The following is a 26,828-nucleotide window of genomic DNA, read 5'->3' as shown; positions in this document are numbered from 1 at the left end:
CATTGAGCCAGGAGTTTTTTCCTCGTATGCCCGAAGAGAGGCTTGAAGCGGATGCAGGTGTGCAGAACGGGTAAAAAGTGAAAGGGGCAGAAAGCGCCCCTGGAACAAATCAACTCTATAAGAGATCCCCGTCGAAAGATGGGGATCTTTTTTATGTTTTACTTTCACCATCAGGTGATTTGTTCTTATAAGTTTTTGTAACAATGGCTTAATAAAAAAGGATTTTAAATAAAAAGAGCGAAAAATTAATTAATACATCAAATGGATTAATAAATAAGAGGTAATATGGCATTTTGCTCTTTCTTTCCTATTGGCCGGACTTCTGAAAGGTGGTGATAAACAGGCAAATATAACTTATCGAGTTTTGGTATTAACGCAATTTTGCATCCAGAATCGAAGCGAAATGAATAGTAGAGGAGATGAAGGGATTAATGGCAGCAAAAAGATGGAAGTATCGTTTATCTTTTTTGTTAACGGCAGTCATGCTAGGGGTTTCTTTGCTTCCAATAGGTTATGCTGCAGCTGATACGTCTGGGGTACAAAGCTTTGATACGCCTCCAACATTGCTCATAACAGAGCTTGATCCTGATTCCACGAATGTTGGCGATGAGGACGCCTACGAATATGTAGAGGTGTACAACAATACCGATCAGCCGATCAACTTTGGAGATTATATGATTGTTTACCGGTACCCGGGAGCCCCTGACGATGATCTGCACTGGAGGCCTTACGCATCAGTTATTATACCTCCGCAGCAAACATTAGTGCTTTGGGGGATGACGACAGCAGATACGCCAAACCGGACAGTCGGCGAATTCAATGCGAACTACGGTACAAATCTTGTCGAGAATGTAAACATTATCCGAATCCCCAGCGGGATGAATGACTTGCGTCAGCGCACGATTGCGATAGCAACCAGCACGGGGCAGGATATTGTGACAGCCAGCTACAACAAAGGTGTCGTGGATACGAAGCCGGATATGGGCATTATCTATACTATTCCAGACAATGGGAGTCTTGAGATGAAACTGCTGAGTTCTAAGGTAGTGCGGGGAACACCGGGCAGTCTCGAGCCTGGACAAGCACCGGCACAGCCTGTTTCGATTCAAACGGACTTCGTTGCGCCGACCGTCCGGAATATGACGAGCACAGCCGCTCCCGACTTAAACCATCCGATCGAATTCGTTGCGGAAGCAAAGGATGACCGATTGCTTACATCGGTAGTGCTTCATTATAAAAAGGCCCGGGATCAGGTCTACAAGTCTTCCCATATTGCCAGGGGCAAGGACGGTTTGTTCCGGCATTCCCTGGACTTTACGGAATGGTACGGCAGCACGAAGATAGACTATTTCTTCAGGGTATCCGACGGTACGAATGTGACGGAGACAAGCTATGCGCAGCTATCGCTTCTAGGAGAGCAAAACGTACCGGCGTTGAATCTAAAAGACGGTAACGTCATATCCGGAGAGAAGGTTGTTGTTGCTTCGGGCAACGGCATTTCGCCGAATGACCTGACGTTATCCATCGAAGGCGCCGGAACGAAAATGGGCTTAGCTGGCATGCCTTATTTTACGTTTGAAGCCAGTGGTATTAACGCCGGGCAAAATGCGATTACGGTTGATGGGGATATTGTGCAAATCATCCCGCACAACACGACCGGCTATGTAACGGTTCAAATACCGCTCAGTCCGGATCTATTTAAGTATGGACAAGTGAACACCATAACCGTTCAGGCTGGCTCGACTAATCGGCCATATTACGAGGAAGCTCCAGAGACGCTGGATCTAGATGACTATAATATCCGCAACGTACGGCTTATTTTAGCTGACGGTACAGTGCTGCGGGATCCGCAATACGCGCCTGCGACTAATTTTGATATGGGGGATGGCGGCAGATTCTTGCCAATCGTCAATTTCAACTACGACATTCCAGAGAGCGGGTGGGTGGAGACGTCAGGTATCGAGAAGGCGATGGACAAGCCTTCGTACTTCGTCTTTGAAGCTAATGGAATTGACAACGGAAGGAATTATGTGACAGTTGGCCGTGAGGAGTTAAGCCTGATTCCGCTTGGCACGACGAACTACACAACGATTGCTGTTCCAGTCAGGCCGGAGCTGTTCCGTTCGACATCGCCGAATCGCATCGCTATCCGGGCGGGCTCGGTGAACAAAGCCTACTACGAGCATGCGCCGGAGGGCGGCCTGGATGACTTTGATATCCGAAACGTCCGGCTTGTGCTTGCTGACGGCACAGAGCTGAGGGATCCTAAGTATGCGAGTCCAACGCTTAATTTTGATATGGGGGATAACGGGCGCTTTCTGCCGATTGTTTATTTCGAGTTTGCTATACCGGAAGATAAGTGGAATGCGGTCTCCTATCGTTGGGATACGACAGAAGCTGCGGATGGACCGAGGCAAGTGACGCTGGCGTCAGCGGATGGAAAGAGTGCTGTCGCTAATGTACGCGTAGACAATAATGGTCCGGTCATTACGAGCAATATGACAGAGGGCCAGCCATACAAGGGCAGTTTCATGATAACTGCGGAGGCGAATGATGCTGTATCAGCCATCTCCTCGTTCGTGGTGACTCTGGATGGGGCTGCTATTCAAGTACCCTATTCGGCATCTTCAGCTGTACTGGATGCAGGGGAGCATGTGCTGTATATGAAAGCGACAGATGCAGCGGGACAGACTATGGAGAAAACAGTCCATTTCGTTACGTCAGAGGAGCATCCTCATAAACCGGTACCTCAAGCACCTGCAAATGGAACGACAGATGTCGATACGGATGCCGTGCTGCAGGCGAAGGTCCAGGACCCTGCAGGTGATTCCATGCAGGTCACCTTCTACCAAGGGAAGCGGATTAGCGCAGGAAGTGAAGCCGTAACAGCCTATGCCAATGCTGTAGACAGAGAGCCGCCGCTTACGCTCGTTTCTCCGGGCGACGAGCTGCTGTCAGAAAGCGAGAAAGCTAAACTAGCCGCTTCTGACAATGAGTACGTAACAATAGATGCAACCCAGCAATTCCCTTATCAAAGGTTCGAGGTGGAAGTTGGTCCCGATGTTGGAGCGGGTGATCTTATCGAGCTCTATTGGGAAGGACACTCTCTTGAAGGCCGAAAAGTAAGCCTGTACGCCTGGAATTATCGGTCGGGTGAATGGAAGCCGCTCGCATCGATGGTTGCCCTTTCAGAGGAGGACTTCACATTGGCTGCTTCCGTACAAGCCGCTGAATATGTTAGCAACGGCCGGGTTCAAGCGCTTATTCAGGACCTGATTCCGGGACGGGATGATTACGACTATACGTTTGTAGCCATGCCTGATACGCAGCTTTATGCGGAAATTATACCTGAATACTTCCAAGCTCAGGTCGATTGGATTCGAGACAATAAGGAAGCGATGAATATTCGCTACGTGGCGCACGTTGGTGATATCGTTAATTTCTCAGCTAACATGGATCAGTGGGACCGGGCGGATAAGTTCATGAAGGTGCTTGAGGATGCTGACATCCCATACGGAGTAGTAGCCGGGAACCATGATGTATTTGATGGAGGAGCAAACTCGGTACCGGATTACTCGGCGTTTTCGCAGTATTTTGGCAAGGCACGCTTCGAGGGAAAGCCTTTCTATGGTGAATCCTATAAGGACAATCGCGGTCATTACGACTTGATCTCAGCGAGCGGCAATGACTATATTTTCGTCTACATGGGCTGGGGCGTTAATGAGGAAGATATGAACTGGATGAACGAGGTGCTGCAGCAACATCCGGAACGAAAAGCGATACTAGTGTTCCACGAATACATGAAGGCGAATGCGACTCGTTCCGCAACAGGAGAAATGATTTATAACGGCGTAGTTATACCTAATCCGAACGTTGTCATGGTCATTAGCGGCCACTATACCGGCAGTTCCGTAAAAACCGATGCGCTTGACGACAATAACGACGGAACGGCTGATCGCTATGTGCACCAAATCCTTAATGATTACCAAGGAATTGAAGACGGCGTTACCGGCGGCTCCGGCTATTTGAAGCTGTTCCACTTCGATACGGAAACGGGTCAGGTGTACGTCAACACGTATTCGCCTGTACTTGATGATTATAATTATTATGAGCCTCAAAAGGACGAATGGACGCTTAAGATGGACCTTGAGCCTCAAGTAAAACGAGTCGCTACCGATATGCTGGAGGTGCGGATCTATTCGGATGAGGCAATCGGAAGCACCGTTCAAGCTGCAAGCGGGGATACCGTGCAAATGACATGGAGCGGGCTTGCCGGAAGCCAGACCTATTATTGGTATGCGGTTGCAGAGGATGCGTTCGGCGGCCTTAAAGCGTCAGAGCTGTCGAGCTTCCGCACGCGTCTTGTCGTTCCTGCTCCGACAGGGCTGCAGGCAGCTGACATTGATGCGGCAGGAGCAATGGTAAGCTGGAATCCAGTTTTCCCGAGCGACGGCGGAGCGGTGGCTTATCGTATTTCCGTTAATGGTGCTGAAGCTGCGACGGTTACGGAATCCGTTTATGCGGCTGGAGGCCTTGAGCCGGATACGGAGTATCGTTTTAAAGTCATTGCGGTGCATGAATCAGGGGGGGTGTCAGCGCCGAGCGAAGAGCTGGTTGTCCGCACACTGATCACCCTTGCTTCGCTTCAGGCAACGCTTGACCAATTGATCGCTTCAGGCGGGGTGTTAAGTCCGTTTACGGATCAATTGAGCAATTCTTTAAAGCAGGCTGAGCATCATAAGGAGAAAGGTCAACGTGACCAAGCAGCCAAGAAGCTGGAGGACTTTCTCATGCATCTGCGGAATGAAGCATTAGCCTCATCTGTGACAGAGGATGCCAAGCAGCTTTTAGAGGAGAAGACACAAAGGCTAATACAGCTGTGGAACGGCCAGCAAAGTTAATCGATAAGACAAAAAAATCCTCCATGCCAAAGATGGTATGGAGGATTTTTGCCAGTATTGCGACCGCTCGTTTATAACGATAACGCATCCAGTGGAATTTCGAACACATGCTTTAGTACTAGGCCTGCTGCAAGAAGGGTTTCATCCGGCATCTGCTCCATGTACAGAAGTTCGACGCCGCGGCTTGTCATAGGAACGCTTTCCATTAGCGTCTCCTTCAGCTTCGAAACGAAATCACTGCCCCAAGATTCTAATACTCTACCTGTCAGCAGTACGCGTTCAGGGTTTAGAAAGGTCACCAAATTGCTGATGGCTAGAGCCATCGTTTTGATCATTGTATCGTGCAAAAGAATCATGGACTCGTCACCTGCTCGGACGGCTTGTTGGAAAGCTTCAAGCGTTTTCCCTGTGTTAAATTGGAGTCCGCTTATGGATAACAACGTCGTCAGGCAGCCTGTTCCTCCGCAATGACATGGATAAGCTTCCGGCCCCGTGAAAGCTTTATAATGACCGAATTCACCAGCAACGAAAGACGATCCGGAAATGAGGCGCGTATCCGAAAAGATCGCCCCGCCGATTCCGTAATCGAATTTCAATGTAATATTGTCTGTGGAACCGCTAAGGCAGCCATTCATATTTTCATTAACCGCTAATAAATTGGCATCATTCTCAAGATAGACAGGCAGCTCGTACTTCTCCTCGAGCAGTGACTTAAGCGGAAGCTGTAAGAAGCCGAGGCCTGGCACGCGCAGCAGGATGCCCTGCTTCGAATCGGCCAGTCCTTGTACGCTGATCCCGATTCCTTTCGTCTTGGCAAGCTCCGGAGCCTGCTCCAGCAGCTCATCAATGACTTCATGCAGCAGCTGAAGCAGGTTGTCTATACTTTTGTACTTATCCACGGAACGCATGGTCGATGACAGCCGTTCATTGCGGAAGTTATAGACGCAGCCCCGGATATATTTGCCGGCGATTTCAATGCCTATTGCATAATAGCTGGAGCTGTTGACGGAGAGCGCGACCCGCTTTCTGCCGCTGCCGGCTTCTAAGGGCATATGCTCGCCTTCGAAGACGAGGCCATCCTCCAGCAGGCGATTGACGATATTGGTTACGGTTTGTTGGCTCAAGCCTGTCTTATGTGCCAGCTCAACGCGCGAAATGGATCCTTCAGAAAATATCAAATAAAGTACCTTTTGCTGGTTGATGGACTTCAGCAGCTTGTGGCTCGTGTTTTTTAAGGAGTGCACGAATGGAACCCTCACTTTATTAAATTTTGATTGACAGTATATACAGTTTGTGTAGAATATTAATAAAGTCATTTGATTTATTAATATTACACCTATTATAACCTACTTTATGAGGAACGTGAATAGTAAATGTGGATAGCTGGAATTGTAATCATCCTGTTTGTACTCTGCATTCCACTGGTGTTTGTTTGTTGGATGCATACAGCAAGCCTGAGACGGGGACGCGCCGACGCTCTTATTGTACTCGGTTATCGTTCCGATGACGGCAGTATTCATCCGCTGCTGAAGGAACGGCTCGATACGGCAATAAAGCTCTTCCGTCAATATGATTATTTCTATATGATGCTTTCCGGCGGAGCTGTAGGCTCGGACCGGTCAGAGGCAGAGCTTATGCGGGACTACCTGGTTAAGCAGGGCATTGCGGAAGAGAGGCTGATCTTAGAAATGAAATCACGCAACACGGTGCAAAATGTAGTCAACTGCAGACAGCTCCTCAGGCAACATGGACTCAGCACATGCTTACTAGTCTCCAATTCATTTCATATTCGGCGAATGAAGTACATTATGAAGAAGCTTGGCATTCCGGCTATTTTCTATGCCAAAAGGGATATACGCAGTATCCTGACGCTGCAGGTTCGGTTAACCTTCCTCGAGATTCGCGCATTCCGTTTGACACTGCCTTGGATTGAGAAAGCCTTGAAGACAAATAGCGAGGTCAATAACAGAAAAGAGCAAAATGCCGCTGGTTGATGGAAGTGCAGCCGAAGAGGCTGCTCCTTCTAAAGCACTGTTTGAAAGCGGATACAAAATGTAGGCAAGGTAGATGATTATAGGAGGTGGGGCTTAGCGGTTGAGAGGGCCGCATATTGGCTATTCGGGAAAACAGTTATTGCAACAAATAAAATGGAGTGCCAAAGAAAGGGCGGTTATCACATGAAGACGACTTGGATGAAGCTTCTTACCATCGGCTTAACAACAATGGTGACCTTTACGTTACTCGCAGCCTGCAGCGGCAACAACAGCAATAACAGTAAGAACAACAATAATACGGTGGCGCCTGCCAGCAGCACGCCGGCACTGGAAGCTGCAGTATATGAAAATGGATTGCCAAAGGACGAGAAAGTAACGCTGAAGGTCGGTTTCTTTGTGGGCGGTTATGGACGTGATTGGTTTGATTATGCGGTAAAGTCTTTCACAGAGAAGTATCCAAATGTAACGGTCGATATTAACGCATCAGCTGACATGAAAACAATCCTCTCCACCAAAATCTCTGCAGCCAACGATAAAGATATGTTTGATCTATTCAATACGACCCCATCAGGCGGTATCGTATCGCTCGCCGAAGCAGGGAAGCTTGAGCCGTTGGATGATATCTGGGATTACAAGTTGCCGGATGTACCAGATAAAACGGTGAAGGACCTCATGATGCCGGGGATGTATGAATCAACGACTTTGATTGGCGGGAAGCGTTATGAGTTTGCTACGGCCAGCAGCTTCGGCGGATTGTTCTTTAACAAGAAGCTGTTTGAGGAGAAAGGCTGGAACCAAAATCCTCGCACATGGAATGAATTTAAAGCGCTGCTAGCGGACATTAAGGCTGACGGCATCACTCCGATTACGTTCCCGGGCATTCATCCAAGCTATCATAACTGGGCATTCGGAACAGCCAAAAACTTTGAACTGGCAGATATCAATGGACATGTTGATGAATTTATAGAAAATTATAAAACCTATGGCCTCCCGGAATATACAAATCCTGAAACGGTTGAAACCTGGACCAGACTTTATGAGCTGGGTCAACAAGGATATTTTGCAGAAGGACTGCCGGCTTTGAATCATACGCAATCGCAAATGCAGGTTATTCAGGGGCAAGCGGCGATGGTATCGACAGGAACCCACGTAGAAAATGAAATGAAGGAAGCGACGCCGGCCGATTTTAATTGGAGCTACATGGCTGTTCCGTTCAGGGATAACACTGACCAGAAACTATGGATTAGAAGCGGAACGACCAACTTCAATTATATCTGGGCGGGCAAGCCGGAATTGAATAAGAAATGGGCAAAAGAGTTAATCGTTTGGGTTTTAACGCTTGAAAATCAACAGTTTGCAGCCGAAAAATCAGGCGCGCTGCCTATGCGTAAGGATTTAGCTGAAGATCCCGCTAAGATGGCTAGCCTCTCCAGCTCGGCTCAATCCGTTCTGAAATACATTGCGGAAAATGATGCCCAAACGTATAAAGCAAGCCGTTCCATCAGCATTTCAGATCCAAATCTGGCTCAAGCAGAGAAATTAATGGATGAGAATATAGTCAAATTTGCACTTGGAAAGCAGGATCCGAAACCAATTTTGGAGCAGGCGGAAGAGCTGCTGAAGAAAGCGTTAGAGGCTGAGAAGAAAAATTAAGAGACTGTCGAGCGGAGAGGGTACCTTTCCGCTCTCATTACAAACGCTGGTATGATAGGAGTTGACCTCCCGTGTCTAATTCAACTGCAGTGAAATCACCGCAGACCCCCATGCAGAGGCTGGGTCTAGATAAAGCAAGTACGCAAAAGTGGATATTTCTGTTCATTGCGATCGTTCCTCCTTTTGGCGGGTATTTGCTGTTTACGTTATTTCCTAATATTTTATCCATTTATTATGCGCTGCTTGATTGGGATGGATTTACAAATGCGAAGTTTGTCGGGCTGGCGAATTTCATCACCGCATTCCAGGATAAATATGTATGGCGTGCTCTGGGCCACAATCTTATCTTCATGATAACCGTGCCCTTTTTTGTTATTCTCATTTCGCTGCTGCTGGCCTATCTCATTACAAATAAAAACTATTACGAGAACGGCTTCCTGAAGGTATTGTTTTTCTTCCCGAACGTGTTGTCCACGGTTGTAGTCGCTCTCTTATGGGCGTTTATCTATGATGGCTCCTACGGATTATTAAATGGCTTGCTTAAATTCATTGGAATCAACATCGGCAATTTTTATTGGCTCGGCAATGAGAGCACTGCGCTTGCGTCTATTATTCCAGCATGGGTATGGGGCGGTGTTGGCTTGTATGTCATTATTTTTGCTAATGCGATGCTTGCGATTCCAAAGTCATTGTATGAAGCCGCTATTCTTGAAGGAGCCGGGCATATGACCCGCATGTTCAAGATTACGATGCCGCTGGTTACCCCGATAATCCGCGTCAGCGCTTTGTTCCTGGTCGTTGGAACGATGAAAGGCTTCGAGATCATTCTCATTATGACGAACGGGGGACCATTCGGGTCGACGGACGTTATCGGTCTTTACATGTTTAATTTAGCTTTCGGAGAAGAGTATAGGAACTACGGCTACGCTTCTGCAGTCGGTATGATTCTATTCGTTATATTAGTAACAGCTAAACTGCTGATCGACAAATTCGTGCCGAACAGGGGCTACGAGTTTTAGTTTCCATTTAAAGGTTCGGAGGGATAAGCTTGAAGGAAAAACGGACATTAATGGATGTCGTCTGGCGCATTCTGCTTTATGCATGGTCGCTGACGATCATATTTCCGCTAATTTGGGTTATCTATGAATCACTGAAGAGTAACCCTGAGTTTTACCAAGATATATGGGCGCTGCCTTCGGAGTTGAAATGGCAAAATTATACGAAGGCTTGGAATCAATACGGCTTTGGACAATCGCTGTTAAATACCCTTTATTATGTGGGCGGAAGCCTCGTGGTGGGCCTGTTCTTCACGACGATCAACGCTTACGCGCTTACGCGAATGAATTTCAAAGGTAGAAAAATCATTTGGAGTCTGATTATGCTGTCCCTTTTCTTGCCAGGCGTCAATGCGCTCGTGCCTCAGTACGTCATTATGCGGGAACTGGACTTGACGAATAGTTTAACCGGGTTAATTTTGTTGTCCAGCCTGGGGGAAAGTGTATTTTATCTCATGCTGCTGGGCGGCTTTATGAGTTCTCTGCCGATGGAGCTGGAGGAGAGCGCGACGATGGACGGCGCTACCTTGTTCCAAAAGTTTTGGCGAGTAATCGTCCCTTTATCGACACCGGGAATTGTTACGGTAGCCGTATTTAAGTTCCTTGGCTTCTATAATAACTTCTTAGGCCCTTTCATTTATTTAAGCGATCCTAAGAAATATCCGATTGCCGTGCAAATGTATTCAGCGAATAAGCAAATGGAGTATACTGCTGACTGGGTGACGCTGTTCGCTGGCGTTACGATTGCAATGGTCCCTTCCATTATCATTTACATCATGTTCCAAAAGCTTCTAATGGAAGGCGCGACGATGGGAGCGGTGAAAGGATGAGTGTAATGGATACCGTAAAGGCGGGCTATAAGTTAATTGCCCTTGATCTGGACGGAACGCTGCTGACGGAGGATAAACGAATTTCTGATGAGTCCAAAAGATGGCTCCGCTACGCGGTCGATCACGGCGTTAAGGTGATGTTCTCAACCGGCAGAGGCTTGCAGAATGCAAAATCATTTTGGGGCGAGCTTGGCTTGGATTCTCCAATGGTGCTTCTTAATGGAGCGGAAATTTGGGAAGGCCCCGGGAAGCTGCGGAAGCGTACCTTTCTGCCTCGGGACACTGTTCGGCGACTGCACGAGATTGCCGTACAGCGAGGGCAATGGTTTTGGGGCTACAGTGTGGAAAGCTTGACGAACGAGGATGCTTGGACGCCGGAGATGTTAGAGCGGGATTGGATGAAGTTCGGCATCGGCAGCCATGATGCGAAGATGCTTGCACAGATAAGGGAAGTGCTAGAGAGCTGGGGAACGCTTGAGATCACCCGGTCAGCCCCGATAAACCTTGAAATTTCCGTTAAAGGGGTAACCAAGGAAAGCGGAGTACGCGAGGTTTGTGAAATACTGGGCATCTCCATGTCTGATGTGATCGCAATGGGAGACAGCGACAACGACGTCAAACTGCTGCAAGCAGCAGGGCTTGGCGTAGCTATGGCCAATGGCGAGGAGCACGTCAAAGCGATAGCGGGTGCAATAACCGCCTCCAATAGTGAGGATGGGGTTGCTCTAGCGATACGGAAATATGTTTTTGATATGGAGTAAAAAACGGTATGGGTTGGACGTAAAAATATAGAGGAGTGGATACAGATGTCCGATCAATCGAAAGAAATCGACATAAACCTGCTAGGTGGAAACGCAGACCCAGAGACGATTGAAGGAGAACCGCTGAAGTGGCTTTCTCCGCTTAAGTCTCCTTTTCAAATTGTAGGCTTCCCATGGCTAGCCCAGGATGGTGTTTATCGTCGTCTCCCTCTCAATCCGGGGGTGCCATTGCCGTCCGCAGTCGATACTCTTGCCTATTGTACTGCTGGAGGCCAGATTCGTTTTCGAACGAATACTTCACGGTTAGTTATTAAGGTGCGTCTAGCTGGTCCTGCGAATATGTACCATATGCCCGCAACCGGGCAGTGTGGTTTTGACTGCTACTTAGGGGATCCTGGAAACCAAAAGTACATCTCCACAACCAAATTTAACCATAAAGATACAGCATATGAGGCACAGCTGTTTCGGTGGGATACCAAAAGAGATTTCGCTGTAACCTTGAACTTTCCATTATATCAAGGCGTGGAGGAGGTCTTGATAGGTATAGATGAGGATGCTGCTGTCAGTGCTCCTCCTTCCTATTCCAGCAATAGACCTGTTGTCATCTATGGCACCTCCGTTACACAAGGCGGATGCGCTTCGAGACCAGGCATGGCTTATTCCAACATCCTCAGTCGCACGTTACCGGTGCCGTTCGTGAATCTCGGCTTTTCCGGTTCCGGCAAAGGAGAGCCGGAGCTGGCTCAGATCATGGCGGATATTGAAGACCCTGGGCTCTATGTGCTGGATTATGAAGGCAATACTGGAGCAGCTGAGAACATAGAAAGGACGTTGCCTGTGTTCATCAGCATACTAAGAGAGCGGCACCCTGAGGTTCCTATATTAATTGTCTCCAAAATCCGCAATGACGGCGACCGTTTCTATGAGGAGAGGCAGGAGCTGTTTAACCGCCGAAGGCTGGTGCAGTTTGAGAACGTTCAACAGAGGCGGGCAGAAGGGGATAGTCATATCCATTTTGCAGATGGCATCGAGCTGCTCGGGGAGGACTCCATCAGCGAAATTACCGTTGATGGAACACATCCGACCGACCTAGGGTTTCTTCGCATAGCGCAGTCACTTGCGCCAATTATCAGACCGCTTCTTAACCTGTAAGTAATGAAGAGAAAGCCTTGATTATCCGCTCATTGCGGGTAATCTTGAGGCTTTTTTTGATTTGGTTTTTTAACAGGAATAATTTACATAACCCTAATAATTTCATGACAGTTAGATAACACAAGACCGATAAAATAACTTTAGAAGTTGAATAAATCAAATTTATTTATTAATTGGAGGGTTCTAAGATTTATGAACAAAACGTTTAAGAAGCTTGCATCCGTTGGTCTGGTTATAGCAATGGCCGTTATTTCAGCGTGCGGTAATGGAGGCAATAATGCAAACAACACTGCAAATGCACCAGCAGCAAGCAACGCGCCTGCAGAAGGCGTTGTATATGAAAATGGGCTTCCTAAGGATGAGAAGATTACCTTGAAGGTCGGCTTCTTCGTTGGCGGATACGGACGCGAATGGTTCGATCATGCAGTTGAAAATTTTACAGCGAAGTATCCCAATGTATCGTTTGATATTACAGCTTCAGCTGATATGAAAACAATCCTCTCGACTAAAATCTCCGCAAACGATGACAAGGAGATGTTCGACCTCTTCAACACAACGCCAGCAGGCGGAATTGTATCCCTCGCGCAAGCGGGTAAGCTTGAGCCAATGGATGACATTTGGGATATGAAGCTTCCGGACGCACCGGATAAAACCGTTAAAGACCTCACGCTGCCGGGCATGTACGAATCGACCACTTTGATCAACGGTAAAAGATATGAATTCGCAGCGTCCAGCAGTTTCGGCGGCTTGTTCTTCAATAAAAAGCTGTTTGATGAGCATGGCTGGAACCAAAATCCGAAAACATGGGATGAGTTCAAGCAGCTGCTTGCGGATATTAAGGCGGATGGAATTGCTCCGATTACCTTCCCAGGCATGCATCCGAACTATGTCGATTGGGCTTTCGGTGCAGCGAAATTATTTGAGCTTGCCGACATGAACGGTCACGCCGACCAGTATATTGAGAACTACAAAACCTTTACGCTCCCGCAGAATAAGAGCACAGAGGTTATTGAGCACTGGAATCGCATTTATGAACTGGGACAACTAGGGTATTTTGCTGAAGGCTTGCCAGCTTTGTCTCATACGCAATCTCAGATGCAGGTTATTCAAAAAGAAGCAGCAATGGTATCAACAGGAAGCCACGTTGAGAATGAAATGAAGGAAGCGACACCGGCAGACTTTGACTGGGGCTTTATGATTGTTCCTTTCAGAGAGAGCACAGATCAAAAGCTTTGGGTAAGAAGCGGAACGACAAATTTCAATTACATTTGGGCAAACAAGCCTGAGCTGAACAAGAAATGGGCAAAGGAATTTATCGTTGAGCTGATGACGTTGGATAATCAGCAATATATCGCTGAGAAAGCGGGCGCTTTGCCTATGCGCAGTGACTTGACAGAAGATGCCGCTAGAACGGTTAACCTGTCCAGCTCGACACAAGCTGTTCTGAAATACATCACAGAAAACGATGCACGAGCTTATAAAGCAAGCAGGTCTGTTAGTATTTCCGATCCAAACTTTGCACAAGCGACGAAACTAATGGATGAAAATACAATCAAGTTCGTCTTGGGTCAGCAAGATCCGATGCCCATTTTGGAAGAAGCAGAAAAGCTGCTGACGAAGGCTCTAGAAGCGCAGAAATAAACAGTTTTGCTGCGAGCGAGCGGGGAGGGCTTCTTCTCCGCTTGCTTTTTTTAAAAATAATTGCGGCACCAGCCGCTTAAGTTTGTAGAATAGGAGCTGTCCTCCCATGTCTGATACGACTGTAGTAAAGACACAGCGCACTTGGCTGCAAAGACTGGGTCTTGATAAAAAGAACACGCAAAAATGGATTTTTCTGTTCGTTGCCATCGTCCCCCCCTTCGGAGGGTACTTATTGTTCACGCTTTTTCCAAATATATTATCTCTTTATTATGCTTTTCTGGATTGGGACGGGTTTACAGAACCAAAGTTTGTAGGGTTCGATAACTTTATTACGGCTTTCAATGACAAATATGTATGGCGTGCGCTCGGACACAACATTATATTTATGCTGGCTATCCCAACGTTTGTTGTGTTGATTTCACTGCTGCTTGGTTATTTAATTTCGAATAAAAACTATCGTGAAAATAAATTTTTGAAAGTGTTGTTTTTCTTTCCGAACGTGCTCTCTACGGTTGTCATCGCGCTCTTATGGGCGTTTATTTATGACGGCTCGTATGGCTTATTGAATGGGATCATTGAGCTGTTTGGTTTCGACATGAAAAACTTTTATTGGCTTGGTGACGAACGGACTGCGATTTTAGCAGTAATCCCGCCTTGGGTATGGGGAGGGGTCGCCTTGTATGTGATCATCTTCGCTAATGCGATGCTGGCTATACCAAAATCATTATACGAGGCAGCCATTCTTGAAGGTGCAGGCCATATGATTCGATTATTTAAAATTACGATGCCGCTTATTATGCCAATTGTTAAGGTTGCAGTGCTTTTTTTAGTCGTTGGAACCTTGAAGAGCTTCGAAAATATTCTCATCCTCACAAATGGCGGGCCGTACGGGTCCACCGATGTCATCGGTTTGTATATGTTTAATCTGGCCTTTGGAGAGGAGTATCGGAACTACGGCTATGCTTCCGCGATTGGTATGATTCTATTTGTTATATTAGTAACCGCTAAAGTGCTGACGGACAAGTTCCTGCCGAAAAAAGACGTAGAGTTTTAATTTTCATTCAAAGGGTTCGGAGGGATAGGGTTGAAAGAAAAGCATACATTTATGGATGTCATCTGGCGCATCCTGTTATTCTTATGGGCGCTGACGATTCTCTTTCCGCTTGCTTGGGTCTTCTATGAGTCTCTTAAGAGCAATCCGGAATTTTTTCAGGATATCTGGGCGCTGCCAACGGAGTTGCAGTGGAAGAACTATACGAAGGCTTGGAACCAATACGGCTTTGGCCAGTCGCTACTGAATACCCTTTATTATGTGGGAGGAAGCTTGGTACTCGGTATGTTCTTCACGACGCTCAATTCTTACGCGCTGACGCGTATGGAGTTTAAGGGGAGAAAAGTAATTTGGGGCTTGATTATGCTTTCCTTATTTCTTCCTGGTGTAAATGCTCTCGTTCCTCAGTACGTGGTTATGAGGGAACTGGAATTAACGAATAGCCTGACAGGCTTAATTCTATTGTCCAGCCTAGGGGAAAGCGTATTTTATCTCATGCTTCTGGGCGGTTTTATGAGCTCTCTGCCGAAGGAATTGGAAGAGAGCGCAACGATGGATGGCGCCACGCTGTTCCAAAGATTTTGGCGGGTTGTCGTTCCTCTATCAACGCCGGGTATTGTTACGGTTGCCGTATTTAAGTTTCTTGGATTCTATAATAACTTCTTGGGACCCTTCATCTACTTAAGCGATCCTAAGAAGTATCCGATCGCGGTACAAATGTATTCTGCGAACAAGCAAATGGAGTTTACCGCCGATTGGGTGACGCTGTTCGCGGGAGTAACAATTTCTATGATACCGTGCATTATCATCTATATTCTGTTCCAGAAGCTCTTGATGGAAGGCGCGACAATGGGCGCGGTGAAAGGCTGACATAAGAACAGTCGAGAATCCATTCCGACGTCAGGAAGTGACTGATTAACGTATTAAGGATGTAAGCTCGTATTTTTAGCGGAATGGGGAGGATGTCAGAAGAAGAACAGCCTTTTTTATATTAATGCTTATTGTAAACGTATAATTGCACCTCAATAAATTTGCAGTTCGCTAACGGATACGATGAACTTCTTAAATTCGTCCCCAATTCGAAAAAAAAAAATTGATCATTAAATTAATAGAAAAATCGAGCTTTGTCGAGGACAAGAACATATATCCATTGCCGATTTTGGACAAGAACTCATTGCCGCATGGTTCCGATGTTAGTGGGACACAAGATAGTTGTGCGCGCCCGATATTTGTTGAAAGTTAAGCTAACGGGCAGGTTAGTTTAATAAAACGTCCATGCATCTTGATGGAAAAAAATGGACCGCAACCTTTATCGATTAGGAGCGTCACACCATGTATAGACACCAATAGAAGAGAGGATAGGAAAGGTAATGAGTAAGGTTATAAGTAAAGTTTTATCAGGGCTATTGCTGGTCCTCGTTGTTTGTCTCAGCTTGCCTGGACAGGCATCTATGGAGCAGGCTTCCTTGGAAGTAAGCTTTCAGGACGAGCAATTGGAGCAAGCTATTAAACAACTATTACAAAAGAATGAAAATGAATCCATTATGCAGAAAGATATGGAATCATTAACGGTTGTTAATCTTTCAGGCCGAGGGATTAAAAGTGTGCAGGGCTTAGAATATGCTTCGAATATTACGTAGCTTGATTTGTCCCAAAATGAGATTGAGGATATTGGGTCGCTCAAAGCATTGACCAAGCTAGCGAAGTTGTTTCTTTCAGGCAACCGGATCACGGATTTGAGTCCGCTTAAACCACTATCCAACATGGAACATCTTTACATCGGGGGCAATCGGATTTCGGATCTCCGCGCGCTTGAAGGGATGACCCAAATGAGATCTCTTTATGCGGGAGCCAATCAGATCAAGGATCTAGATCCTTTAAAAAAGCTGACGAACCTTGATGTTTTGGATCTCAAATCGAATTTGGTTTACGATCTTGGGCCTTTGAAATTCCTTAAGAACCTTTCTTACTTAGACCTATATAACAACCGTGTATGGAATTTGGATCCAATTCGCAACCTTAGGTTCGATAAATATTATGACACAGGAGCGTTGATATTCACGCTGCAATTAGACCACAACTATTTGGATTTGAGGAGTACGACCAAGACGTACCAGCTTCTCAATAAGCTTAATGGGGAAGGATATCTCCGTACTCAACTAAAAGCCCAACGATTAGTAATCGGCAGTACGAACGCTTACGTAGGGGAAAGTGCTTTTAAGCTCAGCACAGCCCCATTTATATCGTCGAGCCGCACTTATGTCCCGATTCGATTTGTGTCTGAACGGCTTGGTTCTAAAGTATCGTGGAACCAAAGCAAAAAAGAGGTAACGATCCAAAAAAACAACACGACAATCCGCTGGATCGTAAATGAGAAGAAAGCAATCGTGAATGGACAAACGGTTTCTTTTGATACGCCTTTGCTGTTAAAGAAAGGCAGTACGTTTGTACCAGTACGTTTTGTGTCTGAGCTGCTGGAATCGACCGTAGAATTTATGGTGAATCCCAAAACCGTAATCATTTTCGAGAAAAAATAGCTCTGCATATTCCAGCTGTTCTTACCCGCATAAATTGCGGGTTTTTGTTTTCAATTGGACATGTACTTGAAATGTGCTAATGCGGCGTCATTTCTGCTGATCTAACAAAAAGGAAATATAGTATGAGCTTACAATGTCGTTAAGCTAACGGGAAACGTTAGTTCAATAAAACAGCGGTAGTTTAGGACAAAGCGCGATCCACCATTAAGAGAACGGTCAGAGTTATATTAAAACGTAGAGCTCGTTGAAGCACAAGACTTGAGGGGAATGAAAGAAGCTATGGGAGACTCTGTAGTTATACAAGCAGAACGAATTGCAGGCGATTTTCTTCTGGAACAAGTAAAATCTTCGTACCAGATCATAGGAAAAGGCTTCGTAAATCAGGTTTGCGTAGTCGAAACAGAGAGTCGTAAGGTTGTTGTTTGCATGAACAATACTGGTACATATCCAAGCTATATAAAAGAAAAATGGTGTATTGAACAAGCTGCCGCACTTGGCATTCCCGGACCTGAGGTGTTGACCATTGATATAGTTGATGAAACCGCCTATATGATTCAAGCTTTTGTTGATGGAGACAACGGGTTAGACAGCACGGTTCTCAAGTCCGATGTTTGGAGGCAGCTTGGCAAATATGCCAAGCTTATAAATTCGATCCAAGTTAAGGGATATGGGGAAAATCTGATTGATCCAGTTCATGGCGAGTTTCATTCACCTTCACATGCAGGATCTGACGGCAGTTGGCTAGGGTATGTGCAGTATAATATCAATAGTTTGACGGAGTCTGATCGGTTGATTGAGCTTGGAGTAATCACTCAGATGAAATCGCAGAGAGTACGAAAACTGTTTGAGAATTTGAAGAAAGGAACGTTCCGCTTCGGTTTAAACCATGGAGATATCTCATTGAAGAATACGATTGTCAATCAGACAGGACAAGTAATATTATTGGATTGGGGAAATGCAGAAGTAAGAACGGTGCATGGAGATATTATTAGTGTGATGCAGTGCCAAATCCTAGACGGAGATCCGAATATAGGAGAATTCAAAGCATTTCTAGACGGATACGGCATAAGTGTAGAAGATCTTGCTGATATGAGACATTTGCTGCTATTAAGAGCGTTCGATAATCTCAGGTGGGCGATTGATCGAAGTCCGGACCAGGTCGAATCCTATGCTGCGATCGCGAAACAAGTTGTTGACATGATTATGGATTAGCAGAGATTGAGCGATGTTTTTACATCTCAATCTAACCAAAAGTGAAGAAAATGATTGAACTAACGGGTGCTATAGATCAAAAAGCTCGAAGAGAAGGCAGCCAGTGAAGTGGCTGCCTTCTTCTTCACTACCATGAAAGAACGGATTAACTATCGTACTCCGTGGTGCAGCATAAGAGATGTATGGATGGCTAACGGGCAGTATTTATAGTATATGGGGGTTAATTATCGTTGACTTTGTTCTTAAGCTTACGGATAACGATAGTTGAAAAATACTAATGGATGAGCAGACACTGCGGAGGCCTGCTCATTTTATTGAGTTAACGTGCAGGATAGCAGGATTATATTGCGAATCATGTTAGGAGCAATAAAGTTTATTATTACAGGAGGCTGCGGCATGTTGAAATTATTCGAGTATAACTGGCAAGTTCGCAAAGATTGGTTTGACTGGTGCGATACGGTGAGCGAGGAAGAATTGTTGAAATTACGCACCGGCGGCAAAGGATGCATCCTTCCCACACTGTATCACATTGTGGCAGTCGAGTATGGCTGGATATGCGGTGGAATACAAGAAAAAGCGATTGAGATCCCTCCGTTCGAGGAAGTGGCCAGCTTGCAGCAAATAAAGGATTTTTCCGCTCGTTGCCACTTGGAACTCGCTCCATTTGTCTATGGTTGGAATGATAGTCTGGAAGACAGCATTATGATCGATATCACGGATGAAGGGGAACGGGAAGCCCATAAATACGGCGAAGTGATGCGGCACGTGATCGCCCACGAGATCCACCATATCGGTCAATTGTCTATATGGTCACGAGATATCGGAAAGAAGCCGGTTACTGCAAACTTGATTGGCAGAGGGTTATTCAATATTTAACGTTGATATATCCTATTGAACTAACGGGTAACGAGAATCGGAAGGTGGGATAAAAGATTAATATAGATTTTCTTAAGAAGGAATTGTTGAAACTTGAAGAAATGTTATTAAAGCCAGAAATCCGCACTTCGGTAAAAGAGCTATCAAATTTACTAGCTGATAATTTCATCGAATTTGGAAGTTCGGGAACAGTTTGGAGCAAAAAAGATGGACTTGGTGCAAATGGAATTGGTGTTGTAAAAATGAAACTAAGTGATTTTGAAATACATCAATTGTCAGGAGAAATAGTTTTAACGACTTATCGAATATTCAACGAAGAAAAAATGCAGCATTCTTTGCGAAGCTCTATTTGGAAATTTGAAGATACAAAATGGCGGATGATATTTCATCAGGGGACACCGATTCCGCTGTAGTAATCAGCTAACGGGACACGATAGTTGAATAACACACATGGATGAGCAGGCGCTACGGTGGCCTGCTCATTTTATTAAGCTAACGTGCAGGTTAGTGCAATAGCTGCCGATAAAATAAAACTCAATCTAGTAGCAGTCTTAGCCGTTCCAAATACTCATCACTACCCCCCGATCAAGGTCAGGAATAAGCCCTGATTGCATGGGCCGTCATACGCGTTCTTTTCCCTCCTTCTAATTTCCCATGTGTCATTTGTTCCCCTTTTGCAGAAATTTCAGTTTGAGGTTCACCAGTGCAATGCCTGCGATAATTAGAACGAGTCCCGCCACCAGTTTGGAAGTGATCGTTTCACCCAAGAAAAGGACACTGGTCACGATCGCAATGAGAGGGACTAGAAAATTAAACGAACCGACTTTTCCAGCTTCGCCCGATCCGACAAGCAGAAAGAAAACGAGCCAGGCCAAGGCCGTACAGAAGATCGAAATTATCGACAGAGTCGAAAGGAATGACAGATTCCAAACGATATCCGTCCAGCTTTCAACGGCAGAGCCCGTAACCAACAATACGATTCCACCAAAGATCATCTGAATAGTGATCACCCAGACGGCATCGACCCTTGTCGCGGTTTTTTTTATATAGATTGTACCGAACGTCCAAGTGATTGTGCTGGCTAAACCGAGCAGGATTCCGGCGGACGAAATATTCCCGGAGCCTCCGCTTACGCTGACGACAGCGACTCCCAGAAAGCCGAGAAACAAACCGGCCATTTTCAAACCGGTCATGGATTCGCCCAGCCATAACCATGCGCCGACGCCGAGCAGAACAGGCTGCAAGAACACGATCGTCGAAAACAGTCCGGCCGGCATAACCTTCAGTCCGAATGTTTGAAAGACGAAAAAGAGAATAATATTCAGCAACGCGGAGATCAGGTAGATGTGCCAAGTATGCTTCAGATCAAGCTTTTTGTAGCGGGGTAAAGCGAAAGGAAGCAATATGAGACCTCCGATAAAGATCCTCAAGCCGGCGAAAAGCAACGGTGGCGCGAATTCAAGCGCATATTTGGAAAGCGGCCAGTTCACCCCCCACATTGTAACTAGAAACGTTAAATAAACAATAGTACGTGTTCGCGAAAGTTCCAGCATGTATCTTCAGCTCCTGTTGTGGATTGGTATTTACCATGATACAATGCCTCATAAGATAAATAAAATGAATGTTTATTATAGAGGAGATATCAAAATTGTTATGACACATTCGCAACTGATGTTATTCGTAAAAATCGCCGAGACCGGAAACTTCACCAAAGCCGGGGAGCAAATGAATATGACGCAGCCTGCCGTAAGCCGAGCCATCTCCACACTTGAATCGGAATTGGGGGTCATCCTCATGATTCGGGATCGAAAGAACGGGATCATTCTAACCGATATTGGGAAGCGCCTGATTGTCATATTCAGAGAGATTTTGCACGGCTACAATAAGGTGGAGCAGGAGGTAACGGCCGAGAAAGGGTTTGAAGTCGGCACCGTCCGCGTTGGGTCGTTCCCGATTGTGTCCGCACACTTCTTGCCGAAAATATTGCGGGTGATCGGGGAGAAGCATCCGGGGCTGGCGTTCGAACTGTACGAAGGAACCATTGACGAGATTAAAGAATGGCTGTCTTCTAGAATAATCGATGTCGGCTGGATTATTCCGCCGAACGGTGAATTGGAAGGGATTCCGTTCTTCAAAGACGAGTTGTGTCTGCTTCTTCGAGACGATCATCCATTGCAAAGCCGCCCGACAATCCATATCACAAATCTGGACAATGAACCTATGATTGTATGTAAAGGCGGGTTTGTAACGCCGATTTATGAGCTGTTTCAGCAATTCGGAATCGCCTTGCGCGTCAAATATGACGGCCACAACATAACCACGGCGTTGAGCATGATTCAAGAAGGGCTGGGCGTCGCGATCGTATCGACAACTTCGTTGTCGTTGTCGGTGCTGCCGCCTAATGTCCGCGTCCGGACAATTGAACCGCAGCCGTTCAGAGAGATTCACTTAGCGGTTCCGTCTCTGAAGGAGGCTCCTCACGGGGTGAAGCTGTTCCTGCAAACCGCAAGGGAGCTTTATTTATCCGGTGACCGGAACCGCTAATGTGCAAAATTTGCATAGAGTATTAGCTTATCTCGCTAAACTAACGGGTAACGATAGCGCAATACTATCCAACACGAGGCTGTCGCGGATGATCGGCAGACTCGTTGCTAACTGGCAGAATAGCGTGGAGATATCAGAAGGGATTAAACTGAAAATCGTGAAATAGTAGCTGTAAGATGCAATAGTGAAAGGATAATGAATTTGATAAAATTTGTGAGGCTTTTTAAAAAACACAGGTTTAATAATGTCGGTATCTAGGTAAGCAAACACGATGACTTGTTTATGGTTCCAACAGGATCCTCAAAAAAAATTGGCGGAGCAGTGGATATTAACATTGTAAATGAACTAAAATTTCCTTATACAGATGATGCTATTGAAGAGATGCTATTATTAACATTTAATCAATGTTACACCAAGAATCCAGATGAATTAATAAGTACCACGCCAATTGAGCAATATTTCAAGGACGAGGCTGCCGGTAACGGCAGCCTTTTTGAACTGTTCCAGCTATTAGCTTGTCAAAATTTATTTATTAATGAACGAAAAGAAGATGCTATACTAATAAATGAATATGACATGATGGATATTGCTAAAGCGGTGAACGGAGAGTGAGCAGTGTTGAAAATAAGGATCATTATTGCCGATGACAATCCCTTTATCCGGGAAGGCATGAAGATCATACTGACCACCTTCGATGAGTTCGAGGTATTGGCGACGGTTCAGGATGGTCAAGAAGCCGTAGATTTCTGCCTAGAGAATGAAGTAGAAGTGGCACTGCTCGATGTGCAGATGCCCAATATGAATGGTGTGGAAGCGACCAAGCTGATCTCCGAACAGACAGGAACGAAAGCGCTTATCCTGACCACCTTCGATGACGAGGCGTTTATTCTCGATGCGATTCGCAGTGGGGCAAAGGGATATCTGCTCAAGAATAACGATCCGGAGCGGATTCGGGATGCCATCATAACTGTATACAACGGACATAATGTGCTGCAGGATGCTGTGCTGGATAAGCTGAAATCTAGTTTGCTACCGGACAAGGATAAAGATAAGAAAGAAGATAGAGGGAGTAAGATCGACAGAAGCTTATTCACTGATAGAGAGCACGACATTATGTCCCTCATCGCGAAAGGGCTTTCTAATCGTGAAATCTCGAAGAAGCTGTTCATCTCAGAAGGCACCATTGCCAACCACATTACTTCTATCCTAAGCAAGAAGGGTCTTACGCATCGTACACAAATCGCGATTTATTTTCTGACCGGGGAAGTGGATTAAATGACGGAGAGGGGAACCCCTTTAGAACTCTGGACGATGGGGATAAAATCGATTATCTTAAGCTATGTGATCATTCAATCTTATGTAGCTGTAGGTTCGATTTCACCATGGTATATGCTGTCCATCCTCATCTACCTTTGTTTGAATATTTCCATTCATATCGCTAAAAAGGTTAGTATTACGACGCTCGTGCTTCTGCTGTCCATGCTGGTTACCATAGCGTCCTCGTCCTACATCCAACCCTTATTTTTACTCCTGTTCCCTCTGAACATATACGAACTATTCACTATATACCTGCGTAAACGCGGAATTATTCTATTTCTCATGCTGGTTCCGCTCTTGTTGCTGTCTCAAGAATCTCAAGCCGTCTTGGTTACATATGGTCTCGTGGCGATACTAAGTTTCCTCTATTACTTCTTGCTTAACACCTACATAAGCAAAATTGCAGACCTCAAAGAGGACATAGAAAATAGAAACGAACATATCCAGCAGTTGACTAAGAGTCTGAATGAGAATAAAGAATATATCAGACAGTCCGATTATACGATTAAGCTGGAGGAGCGTAACCGGCTGTCTCAGGAAATTCATGATAAGATCGGACATTCGATGACGGGTGCATTGATCCAGATGGAAGCCTCGAAGCGTTTGTTCACCTCCGATCCGAACAAGTCGGCGGAGATGCTGCAGAATGCAATTCATATCTCCAAGGAAGGGATCGAGAGTATTCGCCTTGTGCTCAAGAATATGAAGCCGCCGATAGAGCAGCTCGGAGTGAATCGGATGAAATTATTCGTTGATGAATTTTCAGCGATTCATACGGTCAGGACCTCTCTCACTCATAAAGGTAATGTCGACATCATTACTCCGATCCAGTGGAAGGTCATTCAGGAGAACACCAAGGAAGCGTTGACCAATGCCATGAAATATTCAAACGCTACTTTCATCTCCATTCATATCGAGGTACTGAGAACCTTGATCAAGGTCGAAGTATCGGACAACGGCAAGGGAGAGCAGAAGGTGATAAAAGGCTTGGGAATAATCGGCATGGAAGAACGGGCAGCAAGCGTAAATGGTGCGATTATCGTCGATGGCTCAAGAGGCTTCAGTGTCACTACTTTAATTCCTCACGGATAAGATGAGATTTACAAGGATTAGATAGGAAGATTCTCAGGGGTTAAGGATGAACTTGTGCACTGTCACGGGGGCATCCTTTTTTATTACAATTACATTATCCTAAAGAGGAAACGGGAGTGTTACGAATGAACGTACTCGAAATTAAGCAGCTTACGAAGAAATTTGGGGATTTTATTGCCGTGGACAATATCACGATGTCGGTGAAGGAAGGCGAGATATTCGGATTTCTGGGTGCGAATGGAGCAGGTAAGAGTACGGTCATTAACATGATTGCCTCTCTGCTCAGGGTTACCAAGGGTGAAATCGAAGTTTTTGGCAAGAGTATCGCTAAGCATGGCAAATTCGCGAAGATGAACATCGGGATTGTGCCGCAGGAAATGGCTATTTATGAGGATATGACAGCTTACGAGAACGTTCATTTTTTCGCCGGATTATACGGACTAAGAGGGGCCGAGTTAAAGGAGCGGGTGATTGAAGCACTAGCATTCGTTGGACTTGGTGACAAGCATAAAAGCCATCCCAAAAATTTCTCAGGCGGCATGAAGCGAAGATTGAACATTGCCTGTGCAATCGCCCATCGGCCAAAACTGCTCATCATGGATGAGCCAACGGTGGGGATTGATCCGCAATCTCGCAACTATATTCTTGGTTCCGTCAAGAAACTGAATGAATTGGGCAGTACGATCATCTACACCAGCCATTACATGGAGGAGGTCGAAGAGATCTGTACAAGAATCGCTATTATCGACCACGGAAAGATTATCGCGGAAGGAACGAAAGGACAATTAAAAGCCATCATTACGAATCAGAAAAATATAGGTATCGAGGTCCGCTCGGCGGAATATCTGGATAGGAACAAGCTGGAGGGAATTGCTGGCGTAAACCGGGTTGAAGTGGAGGATCGAATCGTTAAGATTACCTCTGATTCCGAGGTCAATAATTTGAACCGGATCATCCAGCAGTTGATGGCGGACGATATTGAAATACGTTCTGTGGAAGAGAATGAGCCTAGTTTGGAGACGGTGTTTCTGACATTGACAGGCAGAAGCCTGCGGGACTGATTAGAAAGAAGGGATAAGGAGGCGAAGGGGAATTGAATGTATTCAGAATAATGCTCAAAGAGTTAAAGGTTATCCGCGATCCCAAGATGCTTTTGTTCTTGGTGGTTTCGCCGCTATTAACCATGCTTATTTTGGGAACGGCGCTTACGAATGCTTTTAACGGCAGTTTAACGGTTGAAGACATCAATGTACTTTATAAGAATAATAGCACTTCGAGTGAGTTCTCTAAATATTGGGACGACTTCACGGGGCAGATGCGTCAAGCTGGCATTAAACTCGAGAAAGCAGACGAGAAGACGGATGGAAAAATTGAAGTGAAGAACAACCGCTATGCGGGTTACGTCGAGATTTTGGATAGTGGGCTGAAGTATTACAGCAGTAGTCAGAGCTTGATTGAAAGCGTTATTGCTAAGAGTGTGCTTACAGCTTTTGCAGATCGTTACCGGTTGGCGGCTGAAGTAGCAGGTACAGACTCGGAGCAAGCGGATGCGATCATGACCGGAAGCGACGGTGAAAGCTATGTGGTGGAGGAGTCGTTGAATGCGACAAGAAAACCTGGCGCTATGGACTATTTCGCTATAGTGATTACGACAATGATTATTTTATATAGCGCCTTGACAGCCGCACAATTAATAGATGGTGAACGCAAAAGGAACACAGCTGTCCGATTGCTTGCTTCGCCTGTGACGAAAATAGATATTTTCGCGGGTAAATTAGCAGGGCTTGTCGTGCTGAATTTAATACTCACAATTGTCGTAGTGCTCATCAGTAAATACATGTTTAATGCCTATTGGGGAGAAAATTTAGGTCTAGTGTTTCTAATGCTCTTTACTGAAATCATTTTCGCTGTGAGCATGGGACTCGGGTTCAGTTATATCATCAAGGGTAATGCATCAGGAACTGTTGTTATGATTATTATCCAATTGGCTGCATTTCTCGGTGGTTCATACTTCCCGGTCGAGGAGGCTACAGGAATCATGGCAACCCTCGCGCCTCTTTCTCCACTGCAATGGTCCAATGCTGCACTTCTTGAAATGATCTACGCAGACAGTCTGTCAGCAGCGGTTAACGCCATGCTGTTAAATATCGGCTTCGCGGTCGTCTTGCTTGGTATCGCATTAACGATGATGCGCAGAAAGGAGGGATTGTAA

23 protein-coding genes are annotated in these 26,828 nt (G+C 45.7%); 21 read left to right on the top strand and 2 right to left on the bottom strand.

All coding sequences use genetic code 11. From position 1 onward, the window contains the following. The first annotated feature begins 431 nt into the window (after positions 1-431). Positions 432-4,901 (top strand): FIMAH domain-containing protein, encoded by a 4,470-nt coding sequence (locus HI950_RS28945; RefSeq protein ID WP_169089041.1) that lies wholly within the window; start codon positions 432-434, stop codon positions 4,899-4,901. Between the two features lie 71 nt (positions 4,902-4,972). Here the strand turns inward: HI950_RS28945 and HI950_RS28940 are convergent, their stop codons facing one another. Then, on the bottom strand, positions 4,973-6,145 hold the full coding sequence (locus HI950_RS28940; RefSeq protein ID WP_317618467.1) for an ROK family transcriptional regulator: 1,173 nt from the start codon (positions 6,143-6,145) through the stop codon (positions 4,973-4,975). A gap of 195 nt (positions 6,146-6,340) precedes the next feature. Here HI950_RS28940 and HI950_RS28935 point away from each other — a divergent pair, with 195 nt between their 5' ends. The 14 genes from HI950_RS28935 to HI950_RS28875 all read left to right on the top strand — a co-directional run bounded on the left by HI950_RS28935 (position 6,341) and on the right by HI950_RS28875 (position 20,076). Beyond that, positions 6,341-6,895, top strand: coding sequence for a YdcF family protein (locus HI950_RS28935; protein WP_223285573.1), 555 nt, complete (start codon positions 6,341-6,343; stop codon positions 6,893-6,895). A 183-nt stretch (positions 6,896-7,078) separates the two neighbouring features. Continuing rightward, a complete protein-coding gene (locus tag HI950_RS28930; RefSeq protein ID WP_223285572.1) occupies positions 7,079-8,548 on the top strand; it encodes an ABC transporter substrate-binding protein in 1,470 nt (489 codons plus the stop codon). Between the two features lie 71 nt (positions 8,549-8,619). After that, the gene (locus tag HI950_RS28925) at positions 8,620-9,567 is read left to right on the top strand and encodes a carbohydrate ABC transporter permease (protein WP_169089035.1); all 948 of its coding nucleotides are present in this window, start codon (positions 8,620-8,622) and stop codon (positions 9,565-9,567) included. A 29-nt stretch (positions 9,568-9,596) separates the two neighbouring features. After that, complete coding sequence (locus HI950_RS28920) at positions 9,597-10,433, top strand: carbohydrate ABC transporter permease (RefSeq protein WP_169089033.1); 837 nt, start codon at positions 9,597-9,599, stop codon at positions 10,431-10,433. Further along, on the top strand, positions 10,430-11,194 hold the full coding sequence (locus HI950_RS28915; protein ID WP_169089032.1) for a Cof-type HAD-IIB family hydrolase: 765 nt from the start codon (positions 10,430-10,432) through the stop codon (positions 11,192-11,194). The genes HI950_RS28920 and HI950_RS28915 overlap by 4 nt, the downstream gene beginning before the upstream one ends. Positions 11,195-11,239: 45 nt before the next feature. Beyond that, positions 11,240-12,346: an SGNH/GDSL hydrolase family protein gene (locus tag HI950_RS28910; RefSeq protein ID WP_169089031.1), complete on the top strand. Its 1,107-nt coding sequence runs from the start codon at positions 11,240-11,242 to the stop codon at positions 12,344-12,346. A gap of 192 nt (positions 12,347-12,538) precedes the next feature. Next, positions 12,539-13,987: an ABC transporter substrate-binding protein gene (locus tag HI950_RS28905; RefSeq protein WP_169089029.1), complete on the top strand. Its 1,449-nt coding sequence runs from the start codon at positions 12,539-12,541 to the stop codon at positions 13,985-13,987. 106 nt (positions 13,988-14,093) lie between these two features. Then, a complete protein-coding gene (locus tag HI950_RS28900) occupies positions 14,094-15,041 on the top strand; it encodes a carbohydrate ABC transporter permease (protein ID WP_169089027.1) in 948 nt (315 codons plus the stop codon). Between the two features lie 30 nt (positions 15,042-15,071). Continuing rightward, positions 15,072-15,908: a carbohydrate ABC transporter permease gene (locus HI950_RS28895; protein WP_169089025.1), complete on the top strand. Its 837-nt coding sequence runs from the start codon at positions 15,072-15,074 to the stop codon at positions 15,906-15,908. A gap of 500 nt (positions 15,909-16,408) precedes the next feature. Next, positions 16,409-16,678, top strand: coding sequence for a hypothetical protein (locus HI950_RS36130; protein WP_223285571.1), 270 nt, complete (start codon positions 16,409-16,411; stop codon positions 16,676-16,678). A 6-nt stretch (positions 16,679-16,684) separates the two neighbouring features. Further along, on the top strand, positions 16,685-17,575 hold the full coding sequence (locus tag HI950_RS28890) for a stalk domain-containing protein (RefSeq protein WP_317618466.1): 891 nt from the start codon (positions 16,685-16,687) through the stop codon (positions 17,573-17,575). A gap of 267 nt (positions 17,576-17,842) precedes the next feature. Further along, complete coding sequence (locus HI950_RS28885; protein WP_223285569.1) at positions 17,843-18,787, top strand: aminoglycoside phosphotransferase family protein; 945 nt, start codon at positions 17,843-17,845, stop codon at positions 18,785-18,787. Positions 18,788-19,183: 396 nt separating this feature from the next. Beyond that, a complete protein-coding gene (locus HI950_RS28880) occupies positions 19,184-19,663 on the top strand; it encodes a DinB family protein (protein WP_169089020.1) in 480 nt (159 codons plus the stop codon). 86 nt (positions 19,664-19,749) lie between these two features. Then, positions 19,750-20,076, top strand: a complete 327-nt coding sequence (locus HI950_RS28875) for a nuclear transport factor 2 family protein (RefSeq protein ID WP_411268155.1) — start codon at positions 19,750-19,752, stop codon at positions 20,074-20,076. A 246-nt stretch (positions 20,077-20,322) separates the two neighbouring features. Here the strand turns inward: HI950_RS28875 and HI950_RS28870 are convergent, their stop codons facing one another. Continuing rightward, positions 20,323-21,216, bottom strand: coding sequence for a DMT family transporter (locus tag HI950_RS28870; RefSeq protein ID WP_169089018.1), 894 nt, complete (start codon positions 21,214-21,216; stop codon positions 20,323-20,325). A gap of 100 nt (positions 21,217-21,316) precedes the next feature. On the opposite strand from HI950_RS28870, the gene HI950_RS28865 reads away from it, so the two are divergent. The 6 genes from HI950_RS28865 (at position 21,317) to HI950_RS28840 (ending at position 26,828) form a co-directional block, all read left to right on the top strand. Then, positions 21,317-22,207 carry a LysR family transcriptional regulator gene (locus HI950_RS28865; RefSeq protein WP_169089016.1) on the top strand — a complete coding sequence of 297 codons (891 nt, stop codon included), beginning with the start codon at positions 21,317-21,319 and terminating at the stop codon, positions 22,205-22,207. Positions 22,208-22,489: 282 nt separating this feature from the next. After that, positions 22,490-22,819, top strand: a complete 330-nt coding sequence (locus HI950_RS28860) for a hypothetical protein (RefSeq protein ID WP_169089014.1) — start codon at positions 22,490-22,492, stop codon at positions 22,817-22,819. Positions 22,820-22,825: 6 nt separating this feature from the next. Beyond that, positions 22,826-23,482 (top strand): response regulator transcription factor, encoded by a 657-nt coding sequence (locus HI950_RS28855; RefSeq protein ID WP_169089183.1) that lies wholly within the window; start codon positions 22,826-22,828, stop codon positions 23,480-23,482. Beyond that, complete coding sequence (locus HI950_RS28850) at positions 23,483-24,616, top strand: sensor histidine kinase (RefSeq protein ID WP_169089012.1); 1,134 nt, start codon at positions 23,483-23,485, stop codon at positions 24,614-24,616. Between the two features lie 125 nt (positions 24,617-24,741). Beyond that, a complete protein-coding gene (locus HI950_RS28845; protein WP_169089010.1) occupies positions 24,742-25,677 on the top strand; it encodes an ABC transporter ATP-binding protein in 936 nt (311 codons plus the stop codon). A 32-nt stretch (positions 25,678-25,709) separates the two neighbouring features. Further along, a complete protein-coding gene (locus HI950_RS28840) occupies positions 25,710-26,828 on the top strand; it encodes an ABC transporter permease (protein WP_169089008.1) in 1,119 nt (372 codons plus the stop codon).

The organism is Paenibacillus sp. PL91, from assembly GCF_012935325.2.
In the GTDB taxonomy this organism is placed as follows: domain Bacteria; phylum Bacillota; class Bacilli; order Paenibacillales; family Paenibacillaceae; genus Pristimantibacillus.
This window is presented reverse-complemented; position numbering and strand designations above follow the sequence as displayed.